Origin of the sequence: Bacillus sp. FJAT-45037 (assembly GCF_002797325.1) — a bacterium.
Classification (GTDB): Bacteria; Bacillota; Bacilli; order Bacillales; family Bacillaceae_D; genus Alkalihalophilus.
Genome location: NZ_KZ454938.1, coordinates 2,737,634 through 2,751,580, shown reverse-complemented (window position 1 = coordinate 2,751,580; position 13,947 = coordinate 2,737,634). Strand labels below are relative to the sequence as shown.

15 protein-coding genes are annotated in these 13,947 nt (G+C 39.7%); 7 read left to right on the top strand and 8 right to left on the bottom strand.

Going from position 1 to position 13,947, the window contains the following annotated elements; all coding sequences use genetic code 11:
• The first annotated feature begins 38 nt into the window (after positions 1-38).
• The 6 genes from CDZ88_RS13940 (at position 39) to CDZ88_RS13920 (ending at position 5,038) form a co-directional block, all read left to right on the top strand.
• The gene (locus CDZ88_RS13940; protein ID WP_100374125.1) at positions 39-518 is read left to right on the top strand and encodes a VanZ family protein; all 480 of its coding nucleotides are present in this window, start codon (positions 39-41) and stop codon (positions 516-518) included.
• Positions 515-1,030 (top strand): hypothetical protein, encoded by a 516-nt coding sequence (locus CDZ88_RS13935; protein ID WP_100374124.1) that lies wholly within the window; start codon positions 515-517, stop codon positions 1,028-1,030. The genes CDZ88_RS13940 and CDZ88_RS13935 overlap by 4 nt, the downstream gene beginning before the upstream one ends.
• Positions 1,031-1,258: 228 nt before the next feature.
• Positions 1,259-1,699, top strand: coding sequence for an acyl-CoA thioesterase (locus CDZ88_RS13930; protein WP_232718648.1), 441 nt, complete (start codon positions 1,259-1,261; stop codon positions 1,697-1,699).
• A gap of 554 nt (positions 1,700-2,253) precedes the next feature.
• Positions 2,254-3,459, top strand: coding sequence for a processed acidic surface protein (locus CDZ88_RS17660; RefSeq protein ID WP_198507867.1), 1,206 nt, complete (start codon positions 2,254-2,256; stop codon positions 3,457-3,459).
• Between the two features lie 9 nt (positions 3,460-3,468).
• Positions 3,469-4,113, top strand: a complete 645-nt coding sequence (locus CDZ88_RS17655; protein WP_198507866.1) for a class D sortase — start codon at positions 3,469-3,471, stop codon at positions 4,111-4,113.
• Positions 4,114-4,345: 232 nt separating this feature from the next.
• The gene (locus CDZ88_RS13920; RefSeq protein WP_157796564.1) at positions 4,346-5,038 is read left to right on the top strand and encodes a nuclease-related domain-containing protein; all 693 of its coding nucleotides are present in this window, start codon (positions 4,346-4,348) and stop codon (positions 5,036-5,038) included.
• A gap of 337 nt (positions 5,039-5,375) precedes the next feature.
• On the opposite strand, the gene CDZ88_RS18035 is transcribed toward CDZ88_RS13920, so the two are convergent.
• From CDZ88_RS18035 to CDZ88_RS13890, 7 genes are all read right to left on the bottom strand, one after another.
• Positions 5,376-5,459, bottom strand: coding sequence for an S-layer homology domain-containing protein (locus tag CDZ88_RS18035; protein ID WP_157796584.1), 84 nt, complete (start codon positions 5,457-5,459; stop codon positions 5,376-5,378).
• A 371-nt stretch (positions 5,460-5,830) separates the two neighbouring features.
• Complete coding sequence (locus tag CDZ88_RS13915) at positions 5,831-6,151, bottom strand: hypothetical protein (RefSeq protein WP_100374122.1); 321 nt, start codon at positions 6,149-6,151, stop codon at positions 5,831-5,833.
• Positions 6,152-6,706: 555 nt separating this feature from the next.
• Positions 6,707-8,008: a trypsin-like peptidase domain-containing protein gene (locus tag CDZ88_RS13910; RefSeq protein ID WP_100374121.1), complete on the bottom strand. Its 1,302-nt coding sequence runs from the start codon at positions 8,006-8,008 to the stop codon at positions 6,707-6,709.
• 233 nt (positions 8,009-8,241) lie between these two features.
• Positions 8,242-9,474, bottom strand: coding sequence for a Fic family protein (locus CDZ88_RS13905; RefSeq protein ID WP_100374120.1), 1,233 nt, complete (start codon positions 9,472-9,474; stop codon positions 8,242-8,244).
• 109 nt (positions 9,475-9,583) lie between these two features.
• A complete protein-coding gene (locus CDZ88_RS13900; RefSeq protein WP_100374119.1) occupies positions 9,584-10,105 on the bottom strand; it encodes a competence protein ComK in 522 nt (173 codons plus the stop codon).
• 82 nt (positions 10,106-10,187) lie between these two features.
• Positions 10,188-11,003 (bottom strand): hypothetical protein, encoded by an 816-nt coding sequence (locus CDZ88_RS13895; protein ID WP_100374118.1) that lies wholly within the window; start codon positions 11,001-11,003, stop codon positions 10,188-10,190.
• Positions 11,004-11,375: 372 nt separating this feature from the next.
• On the bottom strand, positions 11,376-11,747 hold the full coding sequence (locus CDZ88_RS13890) for a hypothetical protein (RefSeq protein WP_100374117.1): 372 nt from the start codon (positions 11,745-11,747) through the stop codon (positions 11,376-11,378).
• A 195-nt stretch (positions 11,748-11,942) separates the two neighbouring features.
• Here CDZ88_RS13890 and rpsN point away from each other — a divergent pair, with 195 nt between their 5' ends.
• Positions 11,943-12,212, top strand: a complete 270-nt coding sequence (rpsN, locus tag CDZ88_RS13885) for a 30S ribosomal protein S14 (RefSeq protein WP_100374116.1) — start codon at positions 11,943-11,945, stop codon at positions 12,210-12,212.
• A 284-nt stretch (positions 12,213-12,496) separates the two neighbouring features.
• Here the strand turns inward: rpsN and CDZ88_RS13880 are convergent, their stop codons facing one another.
• Positions 12,497-13,699, bottom strand: a complete 1,203-nt coding sequence (locus tag CDZ88_RS13880) for a YecA family protein (protein WP_157796563.1) — start codon at positions 13,697-13,699, stop codon at positions 12,497-12,499.
• Between the last annotated feature and the right edge of the window lie 248 nt (positions 13,700-13,947).

Genomic DNA, 13,947 nt, shown 5'->3' with positions numbered 1-13,947 from the left:
TTTTAATAGAGTCGAAGAATTGAAGGAGATTGTACATTATGCTTGTTAAACATAGATGGTCGTGGGTGAGTGTCCTTCTTTGGATGGCGCTGATCTTTTATTTGTCACACCAACCGGCAGCAGAGTCGTCGGCGTTAAGCGGTGGGGTCATGGAGTCGATCGTGGCAGTTGTTGAAATTATCTTTCCAACCATTCAACAGCATCTCGATACATTCCATTTCTTCATCCGAAAAGGGGCGCATTTCTTTGCTTATTTCATCTTAGGGCTGCTAGTGATCCATGCCTTAAGAGGTGGTCGCCTCAATGGGTATCGCCGAGTGTTATTGGCTCTAACCATTTGTGTGCTTTATGCGATCTCAGATGAGGTTCACCAGTTATTTATTTCAGGTCGAAGTGGAGAAGTAACCGATGTGTTGATTGATAGTGCGGGGGCTAGTGTCGGAATTGCGTTGTATCTGATCGCCAAAACCATAAAGAGAAAAAGGCTACAGCAGCAACTAAGGGAGGTGAATAAATGAAAAAGTGGTTCCTTATAGTCGGAGGTGCAATGGCACTAATCGTTATGCTGTTTACCTTTATCCTCTCTAAAGGGGAATTTGTGATGGACTCTACCTCTTATCTCACTGAGGATGCACAAATTGTTGAGGAAAGGCTGCCGTTCTATATTGGCTATGGTCTCCATTGGAATGGAATCGGAAGCCCGACCTTAACCGACGTTACTTTACTAAGATCGGACGGAACCGAGCTACATGAAGATGATGTACACATATCGGTTACTTCAATGGTAGATAAAATGGGTGTAACCGGTGTAATCGACGAGGAGACCGTCATGAGCGAGGGGTATACTGATGAATACATCCCCGTGAAGGACTACAAAATTATTGATCACTTCCTGCTGGTTTTTCGCGTTGAAATACACGACCAAAACGATCAAAATGATCTAGAGCAACTTAAGATTGAATACAAGAACTTCGGACAGTCACGACAACAAACGCTCTATTTCCCGAGCTTCATTAAGGATGTGGAATAAATAAATTCAAGGAGAAGCAGGGTATTAAAAATTCTCTCCACCTATCCTTAACTACTCTGCTTCATATCTGAATTTTCAGTTTTTCCGTTGCGTATCTTATGACAAGGTGCTAGGATTAAAGTAGAAACCTCATCATCCACCTCAAGAAGACCTCTTAAGAGTTTCACACATCTTCATATAAATTCAAATAAAACATACTAACTAGTTAGTATAAAGGGACAGGAGAGAGTGCATATCAATCCATTTAATTTTTCGCATCAGATTCGAGTTCGTTATTCAGAGATTGACGGGCAAAAGATCGTCTTTAATGCTCATTATCTAACTTACATTGATGTCGCGGTGACAGAGTATTATCGAGAGGTTATTGGTTCAAACTGGCTCGAGTTAGCAGAGAAAAATATTTTTGATCTCGTCTTAAGAAAGATGACACTGGACTACCTTTCCCCAGCCAGGCTAGATGATCTCCTTGATATTCATTGCCGTGTCGTTAAAATGGGAACCTCGAGCATGAATTGTGAGTTTGCCATTAAAAGAGGGGATGAGCTCTTAATTCAAGCTGAAGCCGTTCAAGTTTGCTTTGATCTTCAAACAGGAAAGTCAAAGCCTATTCCAGAGGATATCAAAGAGCGTATCAGGGAGTTTGAAGGGTTATCGATATCCGTTGAATAGGGGAGGGAGAACAACTACTATCATTTAATCGTAACCAGTGGGAAACGTAGGCTAGTGGGTTACAACCCACCTGCGGTAATGTTTCTCTTGAAAGGAGGACATGCACCAGTAATAAAAGTAGAGAAAATAGATTTATAGATGCAAGTGCCACCCGACATAAGTACTGGTGTAACATTATTAAGCATGGATAACAGCTATTGGGCACCACGCTACTTGGGAGCGAAACGTTTTAACTAATTATAACTTATAAAGAGAGTCATATTTCTTCATCTTATAGATGAAGAAATATGGCTTTTTTCGTATTACTAAGGATCAAAAGGTTCCGTTCATTTGATGCTTTTTTAAAATAGGAACCGAATTTCTACATGTTCTATGCTATGTCCGAGAGTAGAAAATCAACTCCGAAAAAAGGTACATGATTAAGAAAACTAACATGTTCTCAAATTGTCGAAAATCTCTTAGGCTATGTCGAAGAGATTTTATAGCTAACTTTATCATCGCAGGAGTATACTACATCTATCAAAATTAAATTTACAAGTTTTGGAGGATGGAAGATGAAAAAGTTGCTTACTGTGTTACTAACACTAGCGTTACTTTTTACTATGTTACCGATCTCTGTATTGGCTCTGGAAGAAAGCGATCCGAATTTCAACAAATTTTTAAGGGATATTGGATGGGAAAAGAAAGATTACCTTCATTATCTAGAGAGTAAAGGATACTCGTTAGAAGATTTTGATAGTGTGAAGTGGTTAGGCACTCCTTTATCAGAAGAAGCGGTTCAAAGCATTCAGGAAAAATATGAGTTAACTAGAGAAGAACTAAATGAACTCTTAGTGGAATTTGGTGATATAGAAGAAGGAGAAGATGTGCTTGATGGAGAGTATCTGATCTTTGTAGAAGAGTTAGACGAATGGGTGGACTATTACATATCGGGTGGATGGGAAGGTACGATTATTAATGACATTAACTTGCAAGAACTCCTTGATGAGTATGGTTTTGAATCATTAGAAGAGTTTGAAGCATTTTTATATGAAAATGGAGATGCTATCAGCAACTATGACTATATTGAAGACCTTGATTGGGCTGTCTACATGTATATGTACGGTGATGATTTATGGAATGAAGAAGATTTAATAGAGGAACTGAACTCTGTCTTCGCGGAAATTGGGTTAACTAAGGATGAGATTAATCGATTATTGGAACATCTGGAAACATTAGATATGGAAGAAGATGTATTTATCGATCGTTTGCTTCAATTATCAGATCGCTTAATAGCAATTGAAGAGTTTGATTCATTAGATAATCTTACAGCGGAACAGATTGCAGAGTTACTCTCTATTTTCAAAGAAATGCTAGATTTATTCGAACTTGATGTGCAATTCTTCTTAGTGAAAGATGACGAAAAGAATTCCATATCCATGTCGACATTAATGAAAATGACAACAACAAACGGGTTTGACTTGTTAATCGAAATCTATAACAAGCAAGGCTCTTTCTTAGCAGATATATTGTTGACGGCAGATATGTTTGGATCGGAAATCATTAACGAAGCAGGAAGTGACTTGAAGAAGGTGACAGAAACAGCGACAAAGTCTGACTTGAAAGCGAAAGAAAAGCCTAAAACACAAGTCGGGCAAACACAAAAAGGGGCAAGGCTACCAGATACGGCCACGAACTACGGCAACTATACATTACTAGGGGTAACGATGTTAGTAGCTGGAGCATTTTTGTTTCGTCGAAGAAAGGCTGTTCGCTCGTAGGAGGTCAACATGAATAAAAGGATCGTCATCACATGTCTATCACTTGTCTTGCTAGCAGGGGGGATATGGTTTACTACAACCAATGCTTATAATTTTGTAAAAGGGTATTGGTTGTATAAAAGTAGTCAAGAGGTCGTTGTTTCAAAACCGGCTGAAGAAATTAGCAAAGAACAAGAATTAGATCTAGAAGTAGAACAAGAAGAGTCATATTCTCATGTCCAATATCCGTTACGACCTGAAATAGGCGATAGCATGGGGGAATTGGTCATCCCGACACTCAATGCGACACTCCCGATCTACCACGGGACACACGAAGATGAATTGGAGAAGGGTGTTGGACATTTCGAAGGCAGTGTCTTACCCGGTGAAGCTAACAACTCAGTCTTATCAGGGCATCGAGATACAGTCTTTCGAAAGCTAGGGGAAGTAGAGAAGGGTGATTTACTCATTGTGCGAACAGGAGCTGGTGAGTTTACGTACAAGGTGAGGCGGACGAGAGTAGTGGATAAGGAAGACCGCACAGTTATCGTTCCAAAACCACGAGCGATGCTCACCGTGTCAACCTGCTATCCCTTTGACTTTATCGGAGCGGCACCAGAACGGTATGTTCTCCAAGCAGATTTAATTGATACAAAAACAGCCGTAGCACATTAGGAACAGAGGGTAAAGCGAGAGATGCATGCGTTGATTAGCTGAGTCTTTAACTAAGCACCAAGTTATTTAAAAGCAAACTGGTTCAACTAATCTAATTTTAGGAACTTCATATACGAAAGCCATCCTCCATCATTTTAAAGATGATGGAGGATGGTTTTTTTGTAAATTAACTGGTTTAATATGTAATTAATGTGATAGTATAGACCTACTAATTATTTACAGGAGGTTTCTTGTGCTATCATTCATCTTAATAATTCTGCTTTTTCTTTGTCTGTTTGTATTGCCGAAATGGTTAAAGTATCAGGCTTCGACCTATAAAGATGAGACAGGCTATACTTTTTGGCAAACGGTATCGGACAAGGGGACGTACGGGGAGTTTGTAACTTATACATATCTTGAGAAACTAGGAGGAAACCGGAAGATCCTAGCCAATGTCTATTTAAAGAAAAAAGACGGTACGACAACAGAAGTTGACCTGATTTTCATCTGTGAAACGGGTATCTATGTCGTAGAGTCGAAGAATTATAGTGGATGGATCTTTGGAGATGAGCGCAGAAAGAATTGGACCCAGACACTACCGAACAAAAGAAAATATCCTTTTTTCAATCCGGTCTGGCAAAATGCGGCTCACCTTAATGCGATTCAATCAACGCTCGAAGTAGAAGATCATCTTCTTCATTCGTATATTGTCTTCAGTAAACGATGCACGTTAAAGAACATTCACGTAACAACACCTCGTGTAGAAGTGATGAAAAGAAATGAACTACTTAAGGTTCTATCCACAGAACGCCAAATCTCAGCTCCAGTCCTGACTAATTTTCAGATCAATCAGTACTACTATAAGCTGAAGGCCTTTACTAAAGCAGATCAAGCGACAAAGGTCAGACATATGCAAGATGTGCAAAGGAAGATTTCAGGTAGGTAAGAATATCACCATTTCTTACGTCAGATCTCTTAAGCACAGTTATTTTGATTAAAAAATGTTGGTCGATTCTATAAATATAGGTAATTTAAGCTGAGAATGTGGAAAAGACGTCGAATTAGACGTCTTTTTTTCTTGATGAGGCATTCTGCGGACGGGTTCCGCGCGAATGAAGAGCGTTTCCGCGCAGATCGAGCTCATTTATGCGCGAACAGCAGCTGTGTTCGCGCAACTTTGGCCCATTTCCGCGCAAATGCCGCAAATAACTAACTTTTAACCCATTAATTGCCAAAAAATAAGCAGTGAACCTCTCACCGCTGCCTGTTTCGCCTAATCTAAATTATTTCAATCTAAACATTGAAACGACTCTAGCTGCTTCTGCGCGAGTAATTGAGTTCTGTGGTTTGAATTCTGTCGCCCCCACTGTGCAAAGAGACTTGTTTAATGATTATTTCACAGAGCAAAACGCGGGTAGTGAAAGGCACTGCTTCGTACTAAAAAGAATAATCACTACCTTATCCTTATATAAATAATTTACGTACTATAAAAGGGGTGATTTGTTGCTTAAGGGATCTATGTTGGGTGCCATGTGTGAACCACACGAAATATCATTATGCGTTTAGAGAAGAAGCTCAAAGAATCATAGAGAGACTGAGGGAAAGAGGGGTAGAGGTGAGGTTTTATTAGATAAGTGTGTCAGGCTCCAACCTTAACCGACTTCACGAGAGTAGATGTGTCTATTTCCAGAAAGAGCAAATTGAGTGTCACTACTTAAGAGTGTCACTAACCTAAAAGTTATGCAGACATGTCCTTATGCTGCTTTTCCATAATATCAGCAGAACGTCTAGTGTTATCAGCAATATCGACAACTAGCTGAATAATTTCTGCTTGTAATTTAATAACACCCCATGTAAATCCAGTTCCGAGAATAGTAAGAATGAACATGAAGAAAGATCCTGTAAATAATTGGTAAAGGGCAATCAACAAACCAGTTACTAGTACCCCTAACGATAAATACACAAAAAATAAATTGATTACTTTTAGAACTGGATAGGAATTAAGTTTACCGCTACTAGTACTCCCTAATAGTGCTGTTTTTATTAATGATGTATTCATTTAATAACCCCTTTTCAAATAATTATTTGCAAGCATCATACCAATGACTCAGTACGGTTAATCGATCGACAATAGACCATCAACAATTAGGATAACTTGGTAGCCTTCGCTTCTGCCCTCTTGTTCAAAATGATAATATTCGCTCGTTTGACTTTCATATGTAAACAAACTCGATCTTTTGCAGTGATATCAGATATGTAACTGACCACAGCCTGCTAGTACCATATACAACAAAAACATTACAACTACTTTTTCATTACACCCTCCTAAGATCTATAATATAGTGTGAGTCAGTTAAAAATAGTTCTTTTAAACTACCTACCTTAGTAATAATATGATAAATTATGGTAAATTTCCAGTAATTATTTAAAATGGGCGTATATTAAGACTATTTAAATTACAATTATTTGGTAATGATACTCGGTTTTTACAATAAATACGGAGGTCAAGCTTATTTCAATTATAAACGTACTCCGCCGCTGGTTGAACTCATACTAAAGTGAGGACTAATAAATTGAAAAAAAACGACAACCATAAAAGGCTGCCATTTTTGTTCTAATAAGTGCTGGTATCTTCAGTTTCTTCTAATTCCTCATCGGATTGAAAACTTTCCACTTCCCAATCCTCTTCATCATCATAGTCATCAAAGTACTCATAGTCTATTTCATAGTCGTAGTCATCAAAGTACTCATAGTTCTCTTCATAGTCATAGTCATCGAAGTACTCATAATCCTCATCGTAGTCATAATCATCAAAGTAGTGATAGTCTTCTTCATAATCATAGTCATCAATATACTCGTAGTCTTCGTACTCATAATCGTCATACCAGTATTCATAGTCATAATCCCAATACTCGAAGTAAGAAGAGTCCGAGGAATAGTCTCCACCATCAAAAAATCCACCATCGTAATAGTCCCATAAATTATCAAAGAAATATAAGCCGTCAGAATAGTAGAATTGTGAATAAACTTCTTCCTCTGTCATCGGTTGTGTGATCCAGCCTTCAATTAACGAATGTATGGTGTGAATAGGGATACTAAAACCAATGGCAGAATCTCTCGTATCTTTAGCAGAGTTAATAGCAATAATTTCCTCTGTGTCTTGCGCTAGTAACGGGCCACCGCTACTCCCTGGTGAGATCGGTGCAGAGATCTGATACAAGTTAGAATACACAAAAGTATCGATCACAAAATCACGATTTACTCCGGTTACATAGCCCATTGATGCCGTATTTTCTAAACCGAGTGGACTGCCTAACGCAATTACTGGCTCACCAATAAGTGCCGAATCCTCGTAAGCAATCTTAGAAGGAGTTCGCCCTATGAAATCAGGAACTTTAATAATGGCAACATCTGTTTCGTTGGAGTAACCAATAACCTTGCCTTCATGCTCAGAACCAGTCATCGTTTTTACTGATGTATCAATAGAACCTTCCACAACGTGTGCATTCGTAACGACAATTCCGCTTTCGTTATATAAAAATCCGGAACCCTGACTGTAGGTTGTATGAATCGTAAAAACATTCTCTTGTGCATCCGCAATAATTTCCGTTAATTGTCGTAACGTTTCTTCTTTCGGCTGCTCGACCTTAACAACAGCAGCAGGCTCCGTGTTGACTGTACGAGATTCATCTGCCTTCTCCACGTGTGTCGCTAAAGGTTGGACCGTATCGATTGATGGTTGATTGAAAAGAGATTTTGGGCCATCAAACCAAACGAAACCACCACCGATGGATAGAACAAGAAAAAGTGCTAGTAATATTGTAGATTTTGATTTACTTGTTTGACGTTTTTTTCCACAATTTGGACAATGGGCAGATCGCTGTTTCAATTCACTGCCACAGTCGGGACAAAACATGACAAAAACCCCCTCATAAAAACCTAAGACTATTTTACCATTAAAATAGTAGTTTATTCTATAGGAGGTAGTTATTTTTGTAAAAATAGTTAGACAAGTGATTATAAGGCTTCCCTTAGTTTGGGCTGGGTGTTGAGGAGAACTATGAAGCACTTAGTTTAGTAGCGCAATTTAGCCTGGTGCTAATAGCGATACTTCTACTATTTGTAACGATTGGCGGATACAACATCAGATTAATAAACTAATATACCGTCTAAAAAAGCATCGGTTACTTTATACCCTTTCGGACGTTGACTGACTAATGATACACAGCCATCTTCTTGTAAGTTATCCATAATTTGATTAACTTTGTACCTTGATTTAGCAGAAAGATCCATCAGTTCTGCGACTGAAATCGTCACGTTTTCATCGACGAATATACTGAGATAAGTCATAATTCTTAATACGTCAGATTCTTCGCCGCGCTCTAGCCACTTTTTTTCTTCAAAGAATCCTTTAATCCGTTCCATTTTAGACAAGTTAGACTCCAAATCTTCAATAATGCCTTCTTGCCCTGAGACAAGTAACTCTAGCATGTCAATTAAATAAAATGTCATTTCTCCCTTATTTAGCGGAGATGGAATTTCTTCAAGTGCTTTGTAATACTTCGTTTTGTTTTTATTGACTGCATACGAGAAGGTGATAGCTGAATACCTCTCTAAATACCTATATAAATAACTGCATACTAATAAACGTCCGGTTCTGCCATTTCCATCATAGAAAGGGTGGATGTATTCATAATAGTAATGGGCTACCATATAACGGTATAACGCTGGGTGTTGTTCATCGTCAAGGAAATTAACCAATGCATGTAGTGATTCCAAAATCTTGATCTCTGAACGAACACCTACATGGGTGGTCTTTGTTCCATCATGAATTTCCACGTGTCCTTTTCTAAATAATTCTCCGTCCGGTTCATTCTCTTTATCAATTTCATCGGATACTAGATTGTCATAAAGGTCTCTAAAGCTTGATAGCTCCTTAAATGGTTTAATCTGACCAATAAATAAGTATGTTTTCATCAACCCATTAAAGTGCTTGCTATCCTTTTCAGATTTGAGGACGTCCCCTAACACTTCTTTTAATTGTTTCTTCGTACTACGAATTCCTTCGATCTCATTGGTACTCTGAGCTTCGTTGACAATCAGTTTGTGAAAATAGGGTTCAATAACAAATGAAGGGAGTCGCGCAATAAGTGATGAAATCTTTGAGCTATTCATTAACACGTTGTTGTTCAAAGACATTAAAGGATGGATATTTACGTAAAATAACTGGAATAACTCATTCATGACCTTTCCTTTTCTGAAACCATTGATCGAGAGGCTCGTTAAATAACTACCATAACTATGCAGTCTCTTATCGAGTTCATCCTTATATAAATCATTTCCTCTTTTATAAAAAACTTTATCTAATTTATCATACGTCACCAATACACGCCCCCTTATTTAAAAATTATTGACATTTTTAATTTATGTCATTCATTATATATTAAAAAATGGAAAAAAGGGAGGAGTGAAATCTTGTTCAATAGTTAAGTTAAAAGGAAGAATATCGGTTCATAGATAAAGGTGTAAACCCACCCTTAGTCGGTGCTAGATAGGAAAGCTTCACCATACAATAAGCGGTCCGCTGCATTTGTCGTTCGAAGGTTGGGTACGAGACATCGGCGATGAGAGAGTTCGTCTCGTGAAAATGTACGATAGTCTTTGTAGGTTGATCGACATTGGTTTCAAAGGATTTCACATGGTGGTAGAAAATCCAGATGCATTCGAGTTTGCTCGGGGAATGAGTCGGGAACGCGTAAATTTGGTTCGTTGTGTCGACTGAGATCGGTACTTTATTTTGAGCTCTAGTTAGTTCAGCGACAGCTAATCGTCGCCCATCATAAGTTGCGCCGCCTTCAATACACGCGCGCTTGATCATCGTTAGAGCTGGTTCGCGTACATAAATGGTTTGCTGACCCTCTAAGACGATCGTGTCACAATCAGGTTGATAAGCAGGCAGGAGGGCAATCGTGTGCGGGTTAATGTCATACGTTTCGTGGATTATTTTTTTCATGATTAGGTCGCTCCTTAATCGGGGATGGGGTAGTTGAGGTTTTTTTGTTTTTTCGATGTTGCGTGTTCAAGATCGCTGCTTGTTACATCTCTTTCAGCCAAGTGGGAAAGCCGTGTTTCGCTTCATACTGCCTCCGTCTCTCGGCCGAAATCATCGCAGCGACGGTACCGTAGAAGTATTGGAATAGGCTTTTTTCAATCTGGTTGGTTTTGTATTTTTGCATTGTTATTTTGAAAGCTTGGATGATTTCTTTGAGGTATGTCTCGATCGATTCTCGGACATTTAATTGCTTATAGGCAGACATCGCACTGTACCAAAGTCGTTGGCAGAAGTTCGGCGCAACCGAATGGAACGGGCGCGTCGCTTGGACAAAGGGGGAAGGAATATTTGGATGATCTGACGGGATGCTACTAGTATGACTAAGATCTTTATGGTTTTTATTAGCTTTATGTTTAATAGCTTTAGGGTCGAAATCTTGGGGTGAAAGGCTTGATGCAGCAGCGTTGTCCAGCTTTTGGCGTTGTTTCAATTTTTCCTCTTGCAGTGTACCGAAGGGCAGCACGACATAAACGCTATGAGAGTATCCACCTTGCTTACGAATCGTGTGAGAGATCGTGATGATCCCCAAAGTCTGCGCTTTTTTCAACATCCGCATAAACGTCGAACGTGAAATCCCCACCTTCTCATCATGCGTCGCCTTCACCATCACCCCAATCCGCGCATTGCATAAGCCAAGATGCTTCACACTAAATCTCATCAACCGATCAAACGCCACGCGTTCTGCACGAGTGAATGCATCCCCGTGCAGCTGGATGTGCATCTTCACCGCCCGATTAAATTCCTCCAACGTTGAAAACCTCTTTAAATGAGTAAATTGTTCAATCAAACCAGGTCTCATAACCATTTCCTCCTCAATTCATTTGATAGCTGTATAGTAAAACAGCCGAGAAAGATCGGCATCTCGGTAAAAAGCGAGAATGAGAGGGTCAGAGAGCATCGTTTTGATCGTTTGACCAGGTGAAAGAGGGAAAATGAGAGGGTCAGGAAGTGCGGTTTAGGCAAAATGACCGTTTTTGAGATGAAGATAGGCTTTTGGGTAGATCCTAGGAGTCGGTTTTGCGCGAATAGAGGACGTTTGCGCGCATATCGACGTCATTTCCGCGCGAACAAGAGCTGTTTTCGCGCAAACTCAGCCTATTTCCGCGCAAATGCTGTTAAAAATAACCAAATGAAAAAGCCGCTCTCTCCTAGAGGACGGCTTTAAAACTATTTACTGAATATCTACATCACTTAACATGTAAAATCGCTTTTTCTCATCAACGGTGCTAATCCCCTTTACCTGCAGGAGCCCGGTGAAGTCAACGAGCTTTAACTTATTAGCAAGATCGGGAACATGTTCTGAAAGCTCGGCTTCGATTCGTTGGACGAGTTCATAGATAGCGGCTTCGCTCATTTGAAAGGTGTCGGCTGCTTGTTTTATCGGTGATTGTTGTTTGAGCAACATGAGGTAATCCCGTTTGGTGAAAGCCTGATCTTCAAGTGCCGCTTCTAGCCGATCAACAAATTTGTACACGCGCCGATCTGGTTCTGGCAGGTTATTAATATAGAGCGTACGGGCGAACTGAATACGAGAATCCGTCATCGAAACACCCCACCTTCCTTTATTTCTTCAAAGCGTAATCATTTGGATTTATATAAATTTAAGCACAGTCGAAATCAAAAGTAAAGAGCATGATTTGTTGACAAACATTTTAACGTTCAGTATAGTTACGTTATAAATCGTAATTATTACGATTAGAGTGAAGGAACAAAGATAGACAGAAGGGAGTAATGGAACATGGCTAAAAAATCAATGGTCGCGCGTCAAAAAAAGCGAGAAAAAATCGTCGCACAATATGCAGAAAAGCGCCGTGAGCTAAAGGAAAAGGGAGACTACGTAGCACTCTCAAAGCTGCCGCGTAATTCATCTCCAACAAGATTGAACAATCGCTGCGAGGTGACAGGACGCCCACGCGGATATTTGCGGAAATTCAAGCTATCCCGCATTAAATTCCGTGAACTGGCACATAAAGGACAAGTACCAGGCGTGAAAAAATCAAGCTGGTAGTAATATAGTTCAAAAGCGTAACGTCTAGTGCTCCGACGTTATGCTTTTTTCTTGTTTGAGCTGGCTGCGGATAGGCTTTCGCGCGAATCGAGAGTGTTACCGCGCATATTGAACTCATTACCGCGCGAACAAGAGCTGTTTTCGCGCAACTTCGGCCCGTTTCCGCGCAAATGCTTCCAATAAATAGAAATCACCTACATCTTCCATTTAATGAACAATCCCTAATAGGTCATGAGGCCGATCAACTTGGCAATTATTTATAAATAATTTAAATGCTGTAAAAATCAATTTCCACAACACTTCTTAAACTTTTTTCCACTTCCACATGGACATGGGTCATTGCGTCCAACTTTCTGTCTTGATTGAAAGTCAATGACATTGCCTGTTTGAGTTGGGAGTGGTCGCATCGACTTCTTTTCCTCAGCAGCTAGTTCGCTTGGGGTATAACCTTTTAGGAAGCATTGACGGGTGTTGTTCATGAGATGAATCAGGTTGTCCATTACCTTTTGCAGTGATTCGAGGCTCTCGATTTCAATATCCGTCTGTAAGTATTCCAACAACTCTTGTGGGAGATGGCCCATATTAACCCCGTCGACACAATCAGCAGCGAGGATGTCGGCATCTTCTTGTTCCAAGTGATATTCCTTTTTTAGAAAAGTAACAAATTGTCGATAGCTTTTGTTGCGATCCACATAATCAGGTGAACCAGCCTCAATTAACTGTGCTTTTGTAAACGGGTAAAGGTTGAGGCTCTCTCTCATGCGTTGCTCCTGAACGACTTGATCAGAATCAATGACACGGTAATGTGAGAATCCATTCTTATCGACATGAAATTCTTCGTGGTAGTCCATCGCATCAAAAATCACTTTATTGAAAGAAGAGCGACAGTCGACACCTTCTGTATATTTCTCAACCAACTTAAACAATTCGTCGGGAGTCAGCACCCCATAAAAGTACAGCAATCCATGAGTCAGTTTGGTCCATTCGGTATTTTGTCTAATCGTTGACCACACGTCATCGTCTTGTCTCAAAAATTGTAGCTGCTCCATGAATTCTTTAGGAAGAGCGAGCACATGTTGATTGTTATAAGTAGCTGTAAAAATGAATCCCGTAGCGCGGAGATACTCAATTTGCTCAAATTCCAACTCCCCGATCGAAACCTGTCCACCATTTTTGAGCATCTTCTCTAGCAAATTAAATCGCTCATGGTCCCATATTGAATACACTGACTCTGCTCGTTCAGGAATCTCTTTCATAAATAGTTCGATTAAATTTGTCTTATTTAAGGTACTAGCTCTCTTAATGTCAAGTCGCTTACGAATCGAATCCAGTTCCGCTTTCGTTAAACTTGATAATCCCTCTTTCAACGTAAAAGGTACACTCAAATTGTCAAAAAAACTTTTTCTCTTCCTTTTTTGAACTGCACTCAGCGCTGTTAACTCCTCCATTGCCGCTAAAACCCGTTCTTGATCCGTCGTTTGACTCATAGGACACCTCATTTAAGTAGTATATTGCTTTTATTATAGCATTTTGAGGTGCAGCAGATAAGCTTCCGCGCGAATCGAGAGTGTTACCGCGCAAATCAGAGTCATTTCCGCGCGAGTGCTGTAAAAAACTAGAAAATACATCAATCTATCATTATTTTTTAGAGTATAATAGAAATAATGTCGGACGTTTGCTAAGATGACGGTAGATGATCTAAGTATCATACTGGACGAGCTACCGAGACGATCAA

Coding starts and splice junctions, on each gene's coding strand:
- CDZ88_RS13915 (WP_100374122.1), bottom strand. CDS start 6,151: ATGAATACATCATTAATAAAAACAGCACTATTAGGGAGTACTAGTAGC.
- CDZ88_RS13940 (WP_100374125.1), top strand. CDS start 39: ATGCTTGTTAAACATAGATGGTCGTGGGTGAGTGTCCTTCTTTGGATG.
- CDZ88_RS13895 (WP_100374118.1), bottom strand. CDS start 11,003: ATGAGACCTGGTTTGATTGAACAATTTACTCATTTAAAGAGGTTTTCA.
- CDZ88_RS17655 (WP_198507866.1), top strand. CDS start 3,469: ATGAATAAAAGGATCGTCATCACATGTCTATCACTTGTCTTGCTAGCA.
- CDZ88_RS13880 (WP_157796563.1), bottom strand. CDS start 13,699: ATGAGTCAAACGACGGATCAAGAACGGGTTTTAGCGGCAATGGAGGAG.
- CDZ88_RS17660 (WP_198507867.1), top strand. CDS start 2,254: ATGAAAAAGTTGCTTACTGTGTTACTAACACTAGCGTTACTTTTTACT.
- CDZ88_RS13900 (WP_100374119.1), bottom strand. CDS start 10,105: ATGAAAAAAATAATCCACGAAACGTATGACATTAACCCGCACACGATT.
- rpsN (WP_100374116.1), top strand. CDS start 11,943: ATGGCTAAAAAATCAATGGTCGCGCGTCAAAAAAAGCGAGAAAAAATC.
- CDZ88_RS13910 (WP_100374121.1), bottom strand. CDS start 8,008: ATGTTTTGTCCCGACTGTGGCAGTGAATTGAAACAGCGATCTGCCCAT.
- CDZ88_RS13935 (WP_100374124.1), top strand. CDS start 515: ATGAAAAAGTGGTTCCTTATAGTCGGAGGTGCAATGGCACTAATCGTT.
- CDZ88_RS13890 (WP_100374117.1), bottom strand. CDS start 11,747: ATGACGGATTCTCGTATTCAGTTCGCCCGTACGCTCTATATTAATAAC.